Genomic DNA, 16,986 nt, shown 5'->3' with positions numbered 1-16,986 from the left:
GGGTCGCTTTTCGGTGCTGACTTCCATGAACTTGCCGGGGAATCATGGCCAAGGCGTCGAACACCAAAACCGCTACTGCTGCTCAGCGGTTCCGTGCTTTCTTCACTACCCGCGATTTTATTTTCCATGACGGCCGCGACCTGAAGCGCTTCAGCATCGCCGGACGCACCCAGGCGCTGCTCGCAGGCGTGGGCACCGTCACCGTGCTGTTCTCCGCCTATGGCGTGGCCCAGGCCGCCGTCGGCGCGATCGCGATCAGCGGCGTGACCGGCACGCCCTCGTCGCCCGAGGCGCAGGTTGCCCAGATGCGCGATCAGGTCGAGAAGATGCAGGCCGATGTCGCCGCCGCCAAGGAGGCCGCCCGCCTCCAGGCCGCGCGCGTCGAGCAGCACCAGGCCCTGATCAGCGCCACGCTCACCGGCAAGGGCGACCGCGCCGTGATCGAGCAGCCGCTCCCCAATGCTTCGGCCCGCACCAGCGCCGTCGCCAGCGAAGTCCTCGCGCCGCTCAAGCAGGTCGAGGCCCGCCAGGTCGCGATGGCCGGCAAGGCCCGCGCCGCCGGCGAAGCCCGCTACCAGCGCACCGCCGGCGAACTCCGCCGCCTCGGCCTGTCGCCCGAGCGCTACGTCAAGGTCCCCGCGATGGGCGGCCCGTACGAGCCGATCGACAATGACGGCGCCAATGGCAGCGACGCTTCGGCCGAAGCCGCCGACGCCCAGTTCCGCGCGCTGTTCGTCACCTGGAAGAAGCTCGACGTGCTCGAGCAGACGGTGATCTCGGTCCCGTCGATGCAGCCGGTCGACAAGCTCACCTTCACCTCGAACTATGGCGTCCGCTCGGATCCGTTCCGCGGCACCGCGGCGATGCACGCCGGCGTCGACATCCCCGGCGCGATTGGTACCCCGATCTACGCGACCGCCGACGGCGTCATCAGCCATGCCGGCCGCCAGGGCGGTTACGGCAACCTCGTCCAGATCAACCACGGCCGCGGCATCGAAACGCGCTATGGCCACCTCTCGAAGATCCTCGTCGCCGACAACACCCGCGTGAAGCGCGGCCAGCTGATCGGCCTGATGGGCTCGACCGGCCGCTCGACCGGCAGCCACCTCCATTATGAGGTGCGCGTCGATGGCAAGGCCGTGAACCCGATCCCCTTCCTGCAGACCGGCGAGTATCTCGCCTCGGTGCAGGACCGCGTCCAGGGCGGCGTCGGCGGCCCGGCGAAGAACAAGTAAGCCTGATTTCAGGAGAGGAAGAGGGGCTGCCCGCGAAGGCGGCCCCCTTTTCTTTTGGGGGGCGGTCGACCTGCTTGTCCTCCCCATCGTCATCCTCGCCCTTCTTATCGTCATCCCCGCGAAGGCGGGGATCCATTGCCGCTGGTGGCAACGAGACTCACTGTTGCTCGCCAGAATGGATTCCCGCCTTCGCGGGAATGACGAAAGGATAGGGAATGGCATCCCCCGGGGGGCATGCCTCCCCCGCATTGTGAGGAAGTGTTTCCTCCGCACCGCGCCGGTTGCGCCCGCCCCAAGCCTTGTCCATCCGCCTGACAGACGCCGGCCGCCAAGAGCCGGTGCGCCGCAGGAGATGAACCCATGAGCATCGTTCTCGCGCTCGGGCTGGCGCTTGCAGCCACGGAACCTGTCCATTCCACCCTCGAGCATCGCGCCCGCTTCGATCATGCCGGCGAAAGCATCGACACGCATTACCGCGCGCGCGTCGTGCTGGTTCGTCGCCAGCTCGGCTCGGTCGCCAAGGCGGGCGTTCCGTCGACACTGCGTTGCAGCTGGCGGGCGCATCTGCGCATCGATCGCGAGGCACGTTTCGGCGAGGCACAGCGCTTGAGCCGGAGTATCGATCGCAAGGCGATCCTCGCAGGCAGCCGTCCCGGCTGGTGCGGCGCCAGTGACACCGCGGTGAACCGCGAAGTCGCCCGCCGCGCCGAGGAGATCCGCACGCATCTGCTGGCGGTCGCCGGGGAGGACCGGGACGTGCTGAAGGCGGCGATCGAGCCGAGGGGCGCGGGCCGCTGAAGAGGATGATGGTGAAGCGTATCAAGTTCATATCGCTGGTCGCGCTGCTTCCGGCCCTGGTCGGCGGTGCGGCGCATGCCCAGGACCTGTCCGGCGGCGTCGAGCTCGCGACCGACGAGAGCCGTCGCGGCCTCACCTGGAGCGAGGGCCGCGTGGCGGCATCGGCGGATGCGCTGGTCGCGCTCGGCGCGCTCGACGCCTCCGCGCGCATCGTCAGCACCCGCGATTCGACCCGGCATGCCGGCGCCGATGCGGCGGCGGACCTCGAACTGGGCGCGGCAACCGATGCCGGCCCGTTTCGGCTGCGGGGCCATGTGACCGCCCATGTCTTCACCGGCGCGCGCGAGCGGATGGACTATGTCGAGCTCGGCGGTCGCGCCAGCTACACGCTGGGGCCGCTCCAGCTCGGTGCCGGCGCCGTCTATGCGCCCGACCAGCGCGCGATCGGCGGCGACAATCTCTATGTATTCGCCTCGGCCAATGCCGGTGTCCCGGCGACGCCGCTTTCCGCCTCGGCCTCGATCGGCCGCAGCTCGGGTACCACCGACGATCCGCTCCGCGCCGCTCGCCTGCGTCCGCTCGGCACCTATACCGACTGGCGGCTGGGGCTGGAGTTCAACAAGTTCCCCTTCACGCTCGGTATCGACTATGTCGGCACCGACTTCGCCCGCCGGACGACCAGCTCGCCCTTTGCCGATCTCGGCAATAGCGGAGACCGGGTGATGGGGCGGGTGCGGCTGTCGTTCTGAGGCGGCCGGGGAATCTCAGTGTCCCTCGATCGTCCCCCAGGTTCGGCTGAAATCGCGGCGCGCCAGGTCCTGGGGCGTGATCCAGAAGGTGCATTCGCCGACATCACCGAACATCCAGCCGAGCCCGCCGTCCGTCGACAGGCTCAACAGGCAGACGGTCGGATCGTTCACGGATAGCGCTTCCTGGGCGGAAGGCGCATGGCCGAGCATCTGCGAGAACTGGACGCCGAACACGGATCCCCCGCAGAACAGCGGCGCCATGATGTCATAGGTCGACCGGGAAATCAGCGACGCGCGCTCGGGATTGCCGGCGAAGGCGCGGATGACGGAGGCGCTCGCCTCGGTGATGGAATTCGAGACGATACCATTGAACGGAAAGCTTGGGTGCCTGGGCAGCGATGCGATCCAGGCACGGAAATCGGCACGGTCCGCGCCGGCCACCGTATCGCTCGCCGGCTTGCCGCGAGCCCGTGCGATCCAGTCCTGCGCAGCTGAGGTCGTAGCGGCTGGGTCGTCGAAACCGGTCCGGCCATCCGCGATCTGCGTGGTGAGCGCCCGGCAGAAGAAATCGACATGCGACCAGAGCTGCGGAAAGGCATCGGGCGCAGCGTCGTCGCCGTAGAGCTGCAGCGCGACCGCGGTCGAATGCCCGTTCCATTCCTGCTCGGGCCGGGGCTCCTGCGTCGCGCGGTAATATTCGGCGTCCCGCCTGCGCTCCAGCACCTCGTCATATTCCTCGACAATCTCCTCGATTTCGCCGGCACGCTCCACCCATGCCGGAAAGCCTGGCTTCCCGAACAGTCGCGCCGGGTTGAGCCGTCCCCAGTCGAAGGGAGGCGAGATCGCCTCGTGTACCGCACTGCCGTCCGGCCAGCTGTCGAACCGGAGCGGCTGGATCGGCCATTCGACATAGAGATTGGGGCCGGGTTCGCCGTCCCGGAGAAAGGGCCGGGCGAAGGGCGGCGGATAGAAGCCGCCGATGGGCGGAAGATCGTCCGGGGCCGCACGCGGCGGCGTCAGCGCGAACGCATCCTGGACATAGAGCACCCGGCAGGCTTCGTGCGGCCGATCCGCATACCAGACCTGCTCGTCATCGCTTCGACCGAAGAAGAACAGCACGCCGCGCTCCGGAAGCGGCGATGGATGGCCGATGTCCGCGCAATCGATCTGGGCGAGGAAATGGAGCGGCACGCCCGATGGCATGCGCGGCCATTCATGATGCTCGGGCAGCCTGGGCAGTCCGCCGAACTTGCTGTTGGTCCGCGGCGCGGTGTGCGGCGGATAGGGGCGGTGGAGCAGCACGGCGTCCCGGCGATAGCGGGCCAGCAACTTGTCTATGATCCGCTCGGCTGCCTCGCTCATCAACGCTCCCCCTTTTGCGGCCGATTGCGGATCGGCGCCCCCCAGGTTGGAAGGCTAGCTTGAGCAGGGCGAGGCGACAATGCGGAGGGGCAGCTTCGCGCCATAGCGGTTCCGATTATCTGTTATTGACTAATCGTTCCACAATTCTTAAGTCGCGACCATGGCGAGACCACGCGAATTCGATCGGGATGCGGCTCTGGAGAAGGCGATGCGCGTCTTCTGGGCCAAGGGCTTTGCGGCAACCTCCACCGACGATCTGATCCAGGCGATGGGGATCGGGCGTCAGAGCCTCTACAACGCCTTTGGCGGCAAGCAGGACCTCTATCGCGAGGCGCTGGCCGCCTATCAGCGCGGCACGATAAGCGGGCACCTGAGGCGGCTGGATTCCCGGGCATCGCCGATCGAGGGCCTGTACGAGTTGCTGCACGGCCTCACGCCCCAGGACGATGCCAAGCGTGCGCTTGGCTGCATGGGCGTCGGCTCGGTGAGCGAGTTCGGCACCGGCGATCCGGCGCTGGTCGAGCAGCGCGGCAAGGCCGGCTCCCTGCTCGGCACGCGCATCGCCGACCGTATCCGCGAGGGGCAGGGGGCGGGGGAGATCGATCCCGGTCTCGATTCTGTCCAGACCGCGGCCTTCATCCAGATGACCATGACCGGGCTCCAGCTCGCCGCGCGCGGTGGCGCCGGTTCGGAGGATCTCGCCGCCATGGCCCGCTTCGCCGTCGATCGCCTGCGCAAGGGCTGAGGCAGGGGCGCGTCGCCCGGGGAATATCTTCATTTGCCTAATTATTGACTGATCTATCAAGAAAGGAAATCCAGATGAACGTTCAAGCAGGTGCAGCGCGCAAGGTCGCGCTGGTGTTCGGCGGCTCGCGCGGGATCGGCGCGGCCGCGGTCGAGCGGCTGGCGCAGGAGGGGCATGCCGTCGCCTTCACCTATGTCTCGCGGCCCGATGCGGCCGAGGCGCTGGTCGGCAAGATCGGGGAAGCGGGCGGCGCGGCGCTGGCGATCCAGGCCGACAGCGCCGATCCCGCCGCGATCCGTTCGGCGGTGGAGCAGGCGGTGGCGCATTTCGGCGGTCTCGATACCGTCGTGGTCAATGCCGGCATATTGCGGCTCGGCCCGGTCGATACGGTCAGCCTGGAAGAGCTCGACCAGATGATCGCGATCAACATCCGCGGCGTCTTCCTCGCGATCCAGGCTGCCGCGGCGCATCTGCCCGAGGGCGGGCGGATCATCACGATCGGCAGCAACACCGCGGTGCGCACCGGTTTCCCTGGCTCGAGCGTCTATCAGTTCACCAAGGCAGCGGTCGCGGCGATGGTGAAGGGGATCGCGCTCGATCTCGCGCCGCGCGGGATCAGCGTCAACAATGTCCAGCCGGGGCCGACGGCGACCGACATGACCGCCGATGCGCTCGACATGCTCGTCGAGAAGAGCCCGATGCGGCGGGTGGGGCGCCCGGCCGAGATTGCCGGGCTGATCGCCTGGCTGGCCCGGCCGGATGCCGGCTACATGACCGGCGAGAGTCTTACCATCGATGGCGGCTGGGTGCTCTAGGCCGGGCAGGGCGGTGCCCCTCCGGTTGCCGCCCGCATGCATTGCTTCGCGGGCCTCGCTACCCTATCTCGGCGCCATGGCAACGCTTACCCAGCCCGAGATCGGCCTGACCCCGTCCGCCGCCGCCCGTGTCGCGGCGATTGCGACGAAGCAGGGCAAGCCGGCGATCCTGCGCCTTTCGGTCGAGGGGGGCGGCTGTTCGGGCTTCCAGTACAAGTTCGGCTTCGCCGATGCGGTGGAAGGCGATGACAGCGTGGCGGAGCTCGACGGGGTGAAGCTGGTCGTCGATTCGATCAGCCTCGATCTGGTGCGCGGGTCGAGCGTCGATTTCGTCGACAATCTCGGCGGCGCGCATTTCACCGTGATCAATCCCAATGCCGCGTCCGGTTGCGGCTGCGGCACCAGCTTCTCGGTCTGAGGCGGAAGAGACCTTGCCCAAGATCGTCACCTACAATGTCAACGGCATCAAGGCGCGCCTGGAACGCCTGACCGAGTATCTGCGCGAGCAGCAGCCCGATGTGGTCTGCCTGCAGGAGCTCAAGAGCTCCGACGAAACGCTCCCGGTGGGGGATTTCGAATCCCTCGGCTACGGCGCGGTCTGGCATGGCCAGAAAGGGTTCAACGGCGTCGCGGTGCTGGCCAAGGGGCAGCAGCCGGTCGAGCGCCAGCGCGGGCTCGAGGGCGATCCCGAGGATGTCCATAGCCGCTATATCGAAGTCGAGATCGGCGAGTTGGTCGTCGCCTCGATCTACTTGCCCAACGGCAATCCCCAGCCGGGTCCCAAGTTCGACTACAAGCTCAAGTGGATGGAGCGGCTGGCCGATCGTGCCCGCGCGCTGCTCGCCGAGGAGCGACCGGTGGTGCTGGCGGGGGACTATAACGTCATCCCCAATGACGACGACACCTTCTCGGTGCGCGCCATGCAGGAGGATGCGCTGATGCAGCCCGAGAGCCGCGAGCGCTACCGCGCCCTGCTCGCCCATGGCTGGACCGATTCGCTGCGCACCCGGTATCCGAGCGGCGGCATCTGGACCTTTTGGGACTATCAGGCGGGCGCCTGGCAGCGTGATGCGGGCTTCCGCATCGATCACCTGTTGCTCAGCCCGATCGCCGCCGATCGCTTCCTGGGCGCCGGTGTCGACAAGGAATATCGCGGCCGGGAAAAGGCCAGCGACCACGCGCCGACCTGGGTCTCGCTCCGCTAGTTCCAACACGCGCTCGGCTCCGACTCGCGAAAGTACACGAAGTACAGGCCAGGAAGCGTTTCTGGCCGGCTCCAGGCCGGCCGGATACATTGGATTACGGCGCGCTACGCAACCTTGTTACGTGCGCGGGATCCTATTCGTCCAACAGCGTCAAAGAGCGGCCGATACTGCGCCCGGCCGCATGAGCCAAACAGGCGAAATCCTACATTGCAAGCGGCTCCGGACGACGCCGGTCTGTCCGCCGCGTCCGCTTCCGGACGGTGCCATTGTCCGTTTCCGGACGGCGGGTCAGCGAAAATCCCAATATTTGGCGTGTATTACCGTGCTATAGCACGTCATCACTTAGTCATAATGGGCTAAGTCATTGAATTTCCGAAACTCTCAAAACTGGCACGCCGATTGCGAAGCATGGGGCACAGGCGGGAAGGAGCGCCTGTCATGTCTGCAAGTAGAGGAGTTGAGGATATGATCAGCAAGCCCATCCAGTCCGCCTGCCTGGCCTTCGCGGCCACCGTTACCCTGGTCGCCGGCGCGGTTTCGCCCGCCATGGCGCGCAGCAATGATCCGGCCAAGGAAGCCCCGAAGAAGTCCGACGATCAGTCCGACAAGGCGATGCAGAAGAAGTACTGCGTCCAGGGCCCGTCGACCGGCACGATGTTCCCGAAGCGCGAGTGCCACACCCGCGCCGACTGGATCGCGCTGACCGGTAAGGATCCCCTCAAGAAGGACTGAGCGGCCCCCGCCGTCCCCGTGCGGCGAACGGTTCGCGACGCCCCCTCGCATTCAACCGTTCGCCCGCTCGTGCCCCCCGATCCCAAGGAATCCCCATCATGACCCGCAAGTCCATTTTCTCCGCCGCAGCCGCCCTGCTGGCTGGTGCAACTCTCGTCGCCGGTGCCGTCTCCCCCGCCGCCGCTGCCGTGAATGATCCGGTCAAGTCAAAGCAGGAGGTTGCTGCGGCGAAGGCCGACAGCCGCAAATACTGCATCTATCTTGAAGCTGCGACCGGAACGCGCATCCAGAAGCAGGAATGCCGTACCCGGGCCGACTGGCTCGACCAGGGTGTCGACCCGCTCGAGCTGAAGAAGCAGGCGCGCTGAAGCCCAGGGAGGGCGCCCGCGGCGGCTTTGTAAGCGTTCGCCGCCGCGGGTAGCGCTCTTCCGGTCCCCAGGCCGGCACCGGCCTGTTCCCATTGCAACCGGGAACAGGCCGGTCGTGGCCGTGCAGGACCAGCGCCGTCAGAGCGGCTTCTGGTAAATGACGTACTCGCGGTTGATGCGGGAATCGATCGCGCTGGCGATCGCATTCATCCCCTGGTTGTCGTCCAGGATCCAGCCGATCTCGCCCCGGCTCGCGCCATAGGTCTCCACCGCGGCGCGGCGGATATATTCGATCATCATGAAGGCCAGCTGGCTCGCCATGCGCGAGCTCTGCAGCCGCTTGACCACGCCCATCAGCGGCACGCGTGCGGTACGCGCCTTGGGGCGCCGCAGCCACAGCAGCAGCTTGGCCCAGCCGAACGGGAACAGCGAACCCTTGAGCGGTTTCAGCGGCTCGTTGAGATCGGGCAGGGTGACCATGAACGCCACCGGCTCGCCGTCATATTCGGCGATGCGGATCAGGTCGTTGAACACCAGCGGCTTCAGCTTCTTGCCCACATCGGCGATTTCGGGCGGCGTCAGCGGCACGAAGCCCCAATTGTCCGACCATGCATCGTTGAGGATGGCGAGGATGATCTCGGCTTCCTGGTCGAACTTCGACTTGTCGACCATGCGCACGTTGATGCGCTCGTTCTTCTCGCCGGCCGCGACGATGCGCTGGACGAGCGGCGGGAACTGCTGAGTGACGTCGAGCTCATAGGTGAGCAGCTTCTTGGCTTCCTTGTAGCCTGCCGCCTCGATCCAGGCCTGATAATGCGCCGGATGATGGCCCATCAGCACGGTAGGGGAGTGGTCATGCCCCTTCACCAGCAGGCCGGGCTCCTCCCAGATCGACAGGCTGACCGGGCCGAGCGCCTTGGTCATGCCCTTACCGCGCAGCCAGTCCTCGGCGGCGTTGATCAGTGCCTTGGCGGCGTTCTGGTCTTCCGCCTCGAACAGGCCCCAGAAGCCGGTGCCCGGGCCAAAGCCCTGTTCGGGCGGCATTTCCAGCGCCAGGAAGTCGATGTGCGCCGAGATGCGGCCCACCGTCTCCCCGTCGCGCTCGGCGAGGAAATATTGCGCCTCGGCATGGCTGAACCAGCCATTCTTCTTCGGGCTGATCGTCGCTGCCACTTCGTCGCGCAGCGGCGGCACCCAGTGCGGGTCGTTGCCGTTGAGGCGATAGGCGATCTCGATGAACTGCTTGGTGTCGCGCTTGGAAGAGACGGGACGGATGCTGAGCGGGCCGCTGGGCAAGGGAAAAGCCCTTCTGTTGGTTTGATTCAGCGCAATGCAGTCTTCCGCCACGGGGCCAGTGTCAAGCGCGGCGTTTCGGGGCGGGGGATGCCTCCACCTGACCCCTGGAATGCCACCATAAAGCCACTATCTCCCGCCAAATGGCAGACATCATGACGAAATCGCTTGCCCTGAAGATCGACGATGCGGAGCTGGAAACGGCCCCGGCATCGGCGCGTATCAAGCTTTCCGGCGTGCCCGACGATCGCGCGATGCTGCGCGCGGCGGCCGAGCTGACGCGCGACCTGCACACGCCCAACAAGCGCATCTACTGGACGGACATGCTCGTCTCGGCCGGCATCGGCTATGCCGCGTTCGCCGCGACGATCCTGGCGCCGACCTGGCCGCTGGCGCTGGTCGCCGGCGTGGTGGCGGTGCTCGCGCTCTATCGCGCCAGCCTGTTCATCCACGAGATCACGCACCTCAAGCATTCGCTGCTGCCGAACTTCCGGCTGGTGTGGAACCTTATCCTCGGCGTGCCGCTGCTCGTGCCTTCGTTCATGTACGAAGGCGTGCACACCATGCACCATGCGCGTACCCGCTATGGCACGGTCGAGGATCCCGAATATCTGCCGCTCGCGCTGATGAAGCCGTGGACGCTGCCGATGTTCCTGCTCGTCTCGATGCTGCTGCCGGTGGCGATGCTGATCCGCTTCGGCGTGCTCACCCCGCTGTCGCTGGTGATCCCGCCGCTGCGCCGCCTCGTCGTCGCGAAATATTCGGGCCTGCAGATCAACCCCAGATTCTCGCGCCGTGCGCCCGAGGGCGAGTTCCGCACCCAGTGGTACTGGCAGGAAGCCGGCGCGTGCATCTTCTCGATCGCGCTGATCACCGCGGTGGCGACGGGTGTTGTCTCGCTGCACGCCTTCGGCGTCTACCTTGCGGTGGTCGCCGGCGTGGCGGTGATCAACCAGGTCCGCACCCTCGTGGCGCATCTCTGGGAGAATGACGGCGAGCCGCTCACCGTGACGGCCCAGTATCTCGACAGCGTCAACGTGCCGACGCCGGGTTTCCTGGCCTATCTCTGGGCGCCGGTCGGCCTGCGCTACCACGCGCTGCACCATCTGCTGCCGAGCCTGCCCTATCACGCGCTGGACGAGGCGCACCGCCGCATCTCGACCGCGCTGGAAGAGGCGTCCGCCTATCACAAGGCCAACTACCCCACGCTGCGCGGGCTGATGCATCGCCTCGCCGCCAGCACGATGGGCGCCCGCTGAGCCAGCGGACGGGCTGAAACAGAAAAGGCCGGGCAGCGATGCCCGGCCTTTTTGCGTTTTTGGATTCATTCCAATTTCACTCCGGCTCAAGGCCGGGGTGACGAGGGTTTCGGCGTCAGAACCTCAAATCGGCGACCATTCGATCGCTTCCTCGCCCTCGTCGTCTTCGGCGACCTTGTCATGCTCGCCGCCGATTTCCTCGAGCAGCTTGTCGAGCACCCAGTCGACTCCGACGCCGCTGGCGCCGGAGATCGGGATCACCGTGCTCCCGCTGGCTTCTTCCAGCTCGGCGGAAAGCGCCGCGATCAGCTCGTCGTCAAGCGTGTCGATCTTGTTGAGCGCGACGATCACCGGCTTGTCGACCAGCCCCGCGCCATAGGCTTCGAGTTCGCCGCGCACGATCCGGTAGCTCTCGGCGACATCGGGGTCATTGGCATCGACCAGGTGGAGCAGCACGCGGCAGCGCTCGATATGGCCGAGGAACCGGTCGCCGATGCCGGCGCCTTCCGCCGCGCCTTCGATCAGGCCGGGAATGTCGGCGACAACGAATTCCTGCATCTTGTGGCGCACCACGCCCAGCTGGGGGCGGGTGGTGGTGAAGGCATAGGCGCCCACCTTGGCCTGGGCGTTGGTCACCTGATTGATGAAGGTCGACTTGCCGGCATTGGGCAGCCCGACCAGACCCGCATCGGCGAGCAGCTTCAGGCGCAGCCAGACATAGGCTTCCTCGCTCGGCCAGCCGGTGCCGTGCTGGCGCGGGGCGCGGTTGGTCGAGGTCTTGTAGCTCGCATTGCCGCGGCCGCCGTCGCCGCCGCGCAGGAAGACGACGCGCTGGCCCTCCTCGGTCAGGTCGAGCAGCAGCGAGCGCTCCTCGTCATCGGCGAGGATCTGGGTGCCGATCGGCACCTTGATGACAAGGTCGTCGCCGCCCGCGCCGGTGCGGTTCGAGCCCGCGCCGCCATGGCCGCGCGGCGCACGGAAATGCTGGGTGTAGCGGAAGTCGATCAGCGTATTGAGGCCGGCAACGGCCTCGAACACGATGTCGCCGCCCTTGCCGCCATTGCCGCCGTCGGGGCCGCCATATTCGATGAACTTCTCGCGCCGGAAGCTGACGGCGCCCGGGCCGCCCGCGCCGGAGCGGACGAAGATCTTTGCCTGGTCCAGGAAATGCATCGCAGGCCCATAGGCGAATGTCGCAAATTCGTCACCCCATGGTGACGGACTATTTACGCTGGCGCGGGACAATCGCCGCCGAAACAGGCCGGGGATTGGGGCAAATGATCCGTGAGGCGTTGATCGGGTGCGCGCTGCTGGGCGGCGGAGGCTATTATGCGGTGTCTGCCTATCAGGCGCCGGACATCGTCCGCACGGTGAATGCGACGCCGCACGATACCTGGCGCGGCTTCGACCTGGTGCTGAACGGCGCGAAGGAGAGCTGGACCGGCTATGGCCCCGGCGGCGCGACGCCGGAAAAGGGCGTGAGCTGGCCCAAGGTGACGAGCGTCGATTCGAAGGAGATCGATTATCGCGTCAGCAATGACGGGGCGGAGGCGATCCACCTCAGGCTGCGCTTCGAGCCGCTGGAGGACGGCCGCAAGACGAAGCTTTCCTTCGATGCGGACTTCAAGGGCAGGGCCGCCATGGCCAATTACAACCCGCAGGTCCGCGCGGCGATGGAGAAGGTGCTCGACGAGTTCATCGTCCAGATCGAGAATGGCAGGGCAGTGAGCTCGGTCGAGCGTTTCCTCGATTTCGATCGCCAGCTGCGTGCCCGGCCGGGCTATGCGGAAGGGCAGCGCCAGGTCGAGCAGATGCGCCAGCGCCAGGCCCAGTCGGCGGCGGCCGCACCGATGATCGATCCCGACAGGGGCAAGCTCGATCCGAAAGGTGCCGATGTGACGCCCAGGAATCCGTCCTCGCGCTATTGACGCGCAACTTTCCTGCTGGCGCTGCCGGGAACCGGAGGTATAGGCTTTCGGTTCATGGAGGCGGCGCTCGCATGCGCCGGCGAGAAGAAACCAAGGCAACCGTCGCGCGCAGATGAACTCGATCGATCGGTACATGGCGCGGCTGATCGCGGTGCCCCTGATCTCGACATTGCTGATCTCGGCAATGCTGCTGGTGCTCGACCGCATGCTGCGGCTGTTCGAGTTCGTCGCAACCGAGGGCGGCCCGGTCAGCGTCGTCTGGCGGATGCTCGCCAACCTGCTTCCCGAATATCTCGGACTCGGCATCCCGATCGGCCTGATGCTGGGCTGTCTGCTCGCCTTCCGCCGCCTTGCCACCTCGTCGGAGCTCGACGTGTTGCGCGCGGTGGGGATCAGCTATACCCGCCTGCTCAAGGTGCCTTTCATGTATGCGCTGGCGCTGGCGGCGCTGAACCTGGCGATCGTCGGCTTCGTCCAGCCCTGGTCGCGCTACAATTACGAGCAGCTCCGCTTCGAGCTGCGCTCGGGCGCGCTCGGTGCCTCGATCAAGGTGGGCGAGTTCACCAGCTTCGGCGCCAAGATGACCATGCGCATCGAGGAGAGCAAGGACGAGGGCCGCAAGCTCTCGGGCATCTTCGTGCAGATGATGACGAAGGACGGCACGCCGGTCGCGGTCACCGCGCAGAGCGGCCAGTTCCTGCGCTCGGATGATCCCGACGTCATCATCTTCCGCCTGCAGAACGGTACGCTGGTCCATCAGGACAAGGGCTCGCCGGTGCCGCGCGTGCTGACCTTCACCACGCACAACCTGCCGATTCCGCTGCCCAAGTACGAGCAGTTCCGCACCCGTGGCGGCAAGAATATAGAGCGGACCCTGCCCGAGCTCGCGGTGATCGGCCGCAATCCGCAGTCGAGCGAGGAGGATCGCGAGACCAGCCGCGCCGCCTTCCACTTCCGCCTGGCGGAAGTCGTGTCGATGTTCCTGCTGCCGTTCCTCGCGGTGGCGCTCGGCGTGCCCCCCAAGCGCTCGACCTCGGCGCTCGGCGTGTTCCTGTCGATCGTGATGATCGTGACCTATCACAAGATCAACGAGTTCGGGCAGTCGTTCGGGGCCAGCGGCGCCGTCGATCCGATCATCGCGCTGTGGGGCCCGTTCTCGCTGTTCTGCGCGCTGGTGATGTGGATGTACTATCAGATCGCCTATGTGCCGGGCGGCCAGCCGATCGGCGGGCTCGAAAAGATGTTCTCCAAGCTCACCAAGTTCGTCCTGCGCTACATGCCCGGGCGGCGGCGCAAGCTGCGCAGGGATGAGGCCGCGGCATGATCCTGAGCCTTTTCCCGTCCCGGACCATGTCCACCTACATGGCGAAGATGTTCCTCACGCGCACCTTCGCCATCCTCGGTGCGCTGGTGCTGATCCTCCAGTCGCTCGACCTGCTGACCGAGAGCAACACGATCCTGGCCTATGCCGGCAACGGCGATGCCGAGATCTGGCGCTATGTCAGCCTGCGCGTGCCGCAGATCGCCGCGACCTTCCTGCCCTATTCGGTGCTGCTCGGCTCGATCCTGACGCTCAGCCAGCTCAACCAGAACAGCGAAGTGATCGCGATGAAGGCCTCGGGGCTTTCGGCGCATCAGGTGCTGGCGCCGCTGCTGCTCACCGGCATGGTGGTGGCGGCGATCTCCTTCGCCTTCAACGACCGGATCGTCACGCGCGCCACCTCCACGCTCGAGCAGTGGAAGAAGGTCAACTACGCCCCGCTGCCGATCGATCGCGGTGATCGCAGCAATGTCTGGGTGAAGGGTGACAACAACCTGATCCAGGTCCAGCAGATCCGCGGGCGCGGCGACGGCGCGCAGCTCTATGGCATCACCGTCTATGAGCGGCAGGACCGTTCGCTGACCGGGATTCTCACCGCGCCGCACGGCGTGCGCGATGGCGATGGCTGGCGCGTCGAAAATGCCGAGCGCTTCACCATCGCGACCGGGCAGAAGGCCAAGGTCGGCAGCGTGGTGATCGGCCATAATATCCGCCCGGACCAGTTCACCCTGGCGCATGTCGATGCAGACAGCATGTCGTTCGGCACGCTCTACCAGGCGATCGGGGACCTGCAGGTCGCCGGCCGCCAGACCGAGGCGCTGGAAGGCGCGTTGTGGCACAAGCTCTCGGGCCCGCTCTCGGCGATCCTGATGCCGCTGCTCGGCGCCGTCGCGGGCTTCGGCCTGGCGCGCTCTGGCAAGCTGTTCGTCCGCGCGGTGATCGGCATGGCGCTCGGCTTCCTCTATTTCGTCGCCGACAATTTCGCGCTCGCGATGGGCAATCTCGGCGCCTATCCGCCGTTCCTCGCCGCCTGGGCACCGTTCCTGCTGTTCCTGATGATCGGCGAGGCGGTCCTCCTGCGCACCGAGGAATAGCTGGCGGGGCGGATGCCCCAAGCGTTCCTGTCTGGTCGTGGCGGATCGGGGGCCATATAGCGGCGCCCATGTCGCTCTTCCCGCCTGCTTCCTGCCCGCGCATCGTCGTCAAGATCGGTTCGGCCCTGCTGGTCGATCCGGATGGCAGCGTGCGCCGGGAATGGCTGGAGGGCATCGCCGCCGACATCGCCGCCCGCGTGCGCGAAGGGCAGCAGGTCGCGGTGGTCTCCTCGGGCGCGATCGCGCTCGGCGCCCGGCGCCTCAAGCTTGCCCGGGGCGGGCGCGCCAGCCTCGAGGATGCGCAGGCCGCCGCGGCGACCGGCCAGATCGAGCTGAGCCGCGTCTGGGCGGATGTGCTGGGCGCGAACGGCCTCACCGCCGCGCAGATGCTCGTCACCCTGGGCGACCTCGAGGATCGGCGCCGCTATCTCAATGCCGCCGCCACGCTTGACCGGCTGCTCGGCCTGGGCGTCGTGCCGGTGCTCAACGAGAATGACAGCGTCGCCACCGAGGAGATCCGCTTCGGCGACAATGACCGGCTCGCCGCCCGCGTCGCCCAGGCGGCCGGGGCAGGGGGCGTGGTGCTCCTCTCCGACATCGATGGCCTGTACGACCGCAATCCCGCGCTGCCCGGCGCCGTCCACATCCCGCGCGTCGAGCGGATCGACGGTGCGATCGAGAACATGGCCGACAGGGGCTCGGCCTCGGGCATGGGATCGGGCGGCATGGTCTCGAAGATCGCCGCCGCGCGCATCGCCAATGCCGCCGGTGCGCATCTCGCCATCGCCTCTGGCCGGATCGCGCATCCGCTCTCGGCCGAGGCCAGGCACACGCTGTTCGTCGCCGAGAAGGCTGCCCCCGCCCGCAAGGCCTGGCTGGCCGGCGGCATCACTGCGCACGGCACCATCCATGTCGATGCCGGCGCGGCCAGGGCATTGGGGCAGGGCCGCAGCCTGCTCGCCGCCGGCGCTACCCGCGTCGAGGGCGATTTCGCGCGGGGCGACCTGGTCGTGATCGCCGGGCCCGATGGCAGGCCGCTCGCCCGCGGTCTCGCCGAATATCCGAGCGACGACGCCACCCGCATCCTCGGCCGCCGCAACGAGGATCAGGCCGAGCTGCTCGGCTATGCCCCGCGCTCGACACTCGTCCACCGCAGCCATATGGCGCTGCTGTGAGCACCATCGCCCTTACCGGCGGCACCGGCTTTGTCGGCACCCGCCTGATCGCCCTTGCCCTTGAAGCCGGCCACCAGGTCCGCGCCCTCACGCGCCGCCCGCAGACCGAGTGCGCCGGCATCGCCTGGGTGCAGGGCGACCTGAACAACACCCCCGCCCTCGCCGAGCTGTGCGAAGGCGCCGACGCGGTCATCCATGTCGCCGGCGTGGTCAATGCGCCCGACAAGGCCGGCTTCGCCGCCGGCAATATCGACGGCACCCGCAACATGCTGGAGGCGGCCAAGGCCAGGGGCGTCCGCCGCTTCGTCCATGTCTCCTCGCTCGCCGCGCGCGAGCCCGAGCTCTCCGCCTATGGCTGGTCCAAGGCGGAAGGCGACAAGCTCGTCATGGAGTCCGGCCTCGACTGGGCGATGGTCCGCCCGCCCGCCATCTACGGCCCCGGCGACCTCGAGATGCTCGAGCTGTTCAAGCTGGCGAAACAGGGCCTTGCCGTCATGCCGCGCGGCGGCCGCATCTCGCTGATCGAGGTCGGTGATCTCGGCCGGTTGCTGCTCGCGCTCGCCACCACCGATGGCTGCAACCAGATCCTCGACGCGGATGACGGCACGCCCACCGGCTGGAGCCACAAGCAATTCTCGCAGGCGATCGGCACCGCGCTCGGCAAGCGCGTCGCCAGCTTCGCCCTGCCGCGTCCGCTGCTGATGGCCGGCGCGCATCTGGACCGGTTGCTGCGCGGCAAGAACGCCAAGCTCACCCCCGACCGCGTCGCCTATTTCTGCCACCAGGACTGGGTGATCGATTCGAGCCGCCGCCCGCCCGCCAATCTCTGGATGCCGCAGGTCGAAACCCCCGCCGGCCTCGCCGCCACCGCAGCCTGGTATCGCGAGCAGGGGCTGCTGTGACCCGC

18 protein-coding genes are annotated in these 16,986 nt (G+C 67.1%); 15 read left to right on the top strand and 3 right to left on the bottom strand.

Annotated elements, in window-relative coordinates; genetic code table 11:
• Nucleotides 1-44 precede the first annotated feature (44 nt).
• From O3305_RS07610 to O3305_RS07600, 3 genes are all read left to right on the top strand, one after another.
• Nucleotides 45-1,235, top strand: a complete 1,191-nt coding sequence (locus O3305_RS07610; protein ID WP_269575858.1) for a M23 family metallopeptidase — start codon at nucleotides 45-47, stop codon at nucleotides 1,233-1,235.
• A gap of 360 nt (nucleotides 1,236-1,595) precedes the next feature.
• Nucleotides 1,596-2,033: a hypothetical protein gene (locus O3305_RS07605; protein ID WP_269575857.1), complete on the top strand. Its 438-nt coding sequence runs from the start codon at nucleotides 1,596-1,598 to the stop codon at nucleotides 2,031-2,033.
• An 11-nt stretch (nucleotides 2,034-2,044) separates the two neighbouring features.
• Nucleotides 2,045-2,782 (top strand): TorF family putative porin, encoded by a 738-nt coding sequence (locus tag O3305_RS07600; protein WP_269575856.1) that lies wholly within the window; start codon nucleotides 2,045-2,047, stop codon nucleotides 2,780-2,782.
• A gap of 15 nt (nucleotides 2,783-2,797) precedes the next feature.
• Here the strand turns inward: O3305_RS07600 and O3305_RS07595 are convergent, their stop codons facing one another.
• Entirely contained in the window at nucleotides 2,798-4,144 is a 1,347-nt protein-coding gene (locus O3305_RS07595; protein ID WP_269575855.1) for a DUF1963 domain-containing protein, read from the bottom strand.
• A gap of 160 nt (nucleotides 4,145-4,304) precedes the next feature.
• Between O3305_RS07595 and O3305_RS07590 the strand changes: the two genes are divergently transcribed.
• The 6 genes from O3305_RS07590 to O3305_RS07565 all read left to right on the top strand — a co-directional run bounded on the left by O3305_RS07590 (nucleotide 4,305) and on the right by O3305_RS07565 (nucleotide 8,009).
• Complete coding sequence (locus O3305_RS07590) at nucleotides 4,305-4,889, top strand: TetR/AcrR family transcriptional regulator (RefSeq protein ID WP_269575854.1); 585 nt, start codon at nucleotides 4,305-4,307, stop codon at nucleotides 4,887-4,889.
• A gap of 74 nt (nucleotides 4,890-4,963) precedes the next feature.
• Nucleotides 4,964-5,704, top strand: a complete 741-nt coding sequence (locus O3305_RS07585; protein ID WP_269575853.1) for an SDR family oxidoreductase — start codon at nucleotides 4,964-4,966, stop codon at nucleotides 5,702-5,704.
• A 76-nt stretch (nucleotides 5,705-5,780) separates the two neighbouring features.
• On the top strand, nucleotides 5,781-6,122 hold the full coding sequence (gene erpA, locus O3305_RS07580; RefSeq protein ID WP_184171147.1) for an iron-sulfur cluster insertion protein ErpA: 342 nt from the start codon (nucleotides 5,781-5,783) through the stop codon (nucleotides 6,120-6,122).
• Between the two features lie 13 nt (nucleotides 6,123-6,135).
• Entirely contained in the window at nucleotides 6,136-6,909 is a 774-nt protein-coding gene (gene xth / locus O3305_RS07575) for an exodeoxyribonuclease III (RefSeq protein WP_269575852.1), read from the top strand.
• Nucleotides 6,910-7,374: 465 nt separating this feature from the next.
• Complete coding sequence (locus O3305_RS07570; RefSeq protein ID WP_184171154.1) at nucleotides 7,375-7,641, top strand: hypothetical protein; 267 nt, start codon at nucleotides 7,375-7,377, stop codon at nucleotides 7,639-7,641.
• Nucleotides 7,642-7,739: 98 nt separating this feature from the next.
• The gene (locus tag O3305_RS07565) at nucleotides 7,740-8,009 is read left to right on the top strand and encodes a hypothetical protein (RefSeq protein WP_184171157.1); all 270 of its coding nucleotides are present in this window, start codon (nucleotides 7,740-7,742) and stop codon (nucleotides 8,007-8,009) included.
• Between the two features lie 138 nt (nucleotides 8,010-8,147).
• Here O3305_RS07565 and O3305_RS07560 read toward each other — a convergent pair whose 3' ends face one another.
• Nucleotides 8,148-9,305, bottom strand: coding sequence for a GNAT family N-acetyltransferase (locus O3305_RS07560; RefSeq protein WP_269575851.1), 1,158 nt, complete (start codon nucleotides 9,303-9,305; stop codon nucleotides 8,148-8,150).
• Between the two features lie 152 nt (nucleotides 9,306-9,457).
• Between O3305_RS07560 and O3305_RS07555 the strand changes: the two genes are divergently transcribed.
• Nucleotides 9,458-10,561, top strand: coding sequence for a fatty acid desaturase family protein (locus O3305_RS07555; RefSeq protein ID WP_269576474.1), 1,104 nt, complete (start codon nucleotides 9,458-9,460; stop codon nucleotides 10,559-10,561).
• Nucleotides 10,562-10,684: 123 nt separating this feature from the next.
• On the opposite strand, the gene obgE is transcribed toward O3305_RS07555, so the two are convergent.
• Nucleotides 10,685-11,734 (bottom strand): GTPase ObgE, encoded by a 1,050-nt coding sequence (gene obgE, locus O3305_RS07550; protein ID WP_269575850.1) that lies wholly within the window; start codon nucleotides 11,732-11,734, stop codon nucleotides 10,685-10,687.
• A 104-nt stretch (nucleotides 11,735-11,838) separates the two neighbouring features.
• Between obgE and O3305_RS07545 the strand changes: the two genes are divergently transcribed.
• The 5 genes from O3305_RS07545 to O3305_RS07525 all read left to right on the top strand — a co-directional run bounded on the left by O3305_RS07545 (nucleotide 11,839) and on the right by O3305_RS07525 (nucleotide 16,981).
• Nucleotides 11,839-12,489, top strand: a complete 651-nt coding sequence (locus O3305_RS07545) for a hypothetical protein (RefSeq protein WP_269575849.1) — start codon at nucleotides 11,839-11,841, stop codon at nucleotides 12,487-12,489.
• Between the two features lie 112 nt (nucleotides 12,490-12,601).
• A complete protein-coding gene (lptF, locus tag O3305_RS07540; protein ID WP_269575848.1) occupies nucleotides 12,602-13,813 on the top strand; it encodes an LPS export ABC transporter permease LptF in 1,212 nt (403 codons plus the stop codon).
• A complete protein-coding gene (lptG, locus tag O3305_RS07535) occupies nucleotides 13,810-14,904 on the top strand; it encodes an LPS export ABC transporter permease LptG (RefSeq protein WP_269575847.1) in 1,095 nt (364 codons plus the stop codon). Before lptF ends, lptG begins: the two co-directional genes overlap by 4 nt.
• Before the next feature lie 68 nt (nucleotides 14,905-14,972).
• A complete protein-coding gene (gene proB, locus O3305_RS07530; RefSeq protein ID WP_269575846.1) occupies nucleotides 14,973-16,079 on the top strand; it encodes a glutamate 5-kinase in 1,107 nt (368 codons plus the stop codon).
• On the top strand, nucleotides 16,076-16,981 hold the full coding sequence (locus O3305_RS07525) for an NAD-dependent epimerase/dehydratase family protein (protein WP_269575845.1): 906 nt from the start codon (nucleotides 16,076-16,078) through the stop codon (nucleotides 16,979-16,981). Before proB ends, O3305_RS07525 begins: the two co-directional genes overlap by 4 nt.
• The last annotated feature ends 5 nt before the right edge of the window (nucleotides 16,982-16,986 follow it).

Source organism: Sphingomonas sp. NIBR02145, from assembly GCF_027359115.1.
GTDB lineage: Bacteria > Pseudomonadota > Alphaproteobacteria > Sphingomonadales > Sphingomonadaceae > Sphingomonas > Sphingomonas kyeonggiensis_A.
Note: the sequence above shows the minus strand (reverse complement) of the source record. Positions and strands in the feature narration are given on the sequence as shown.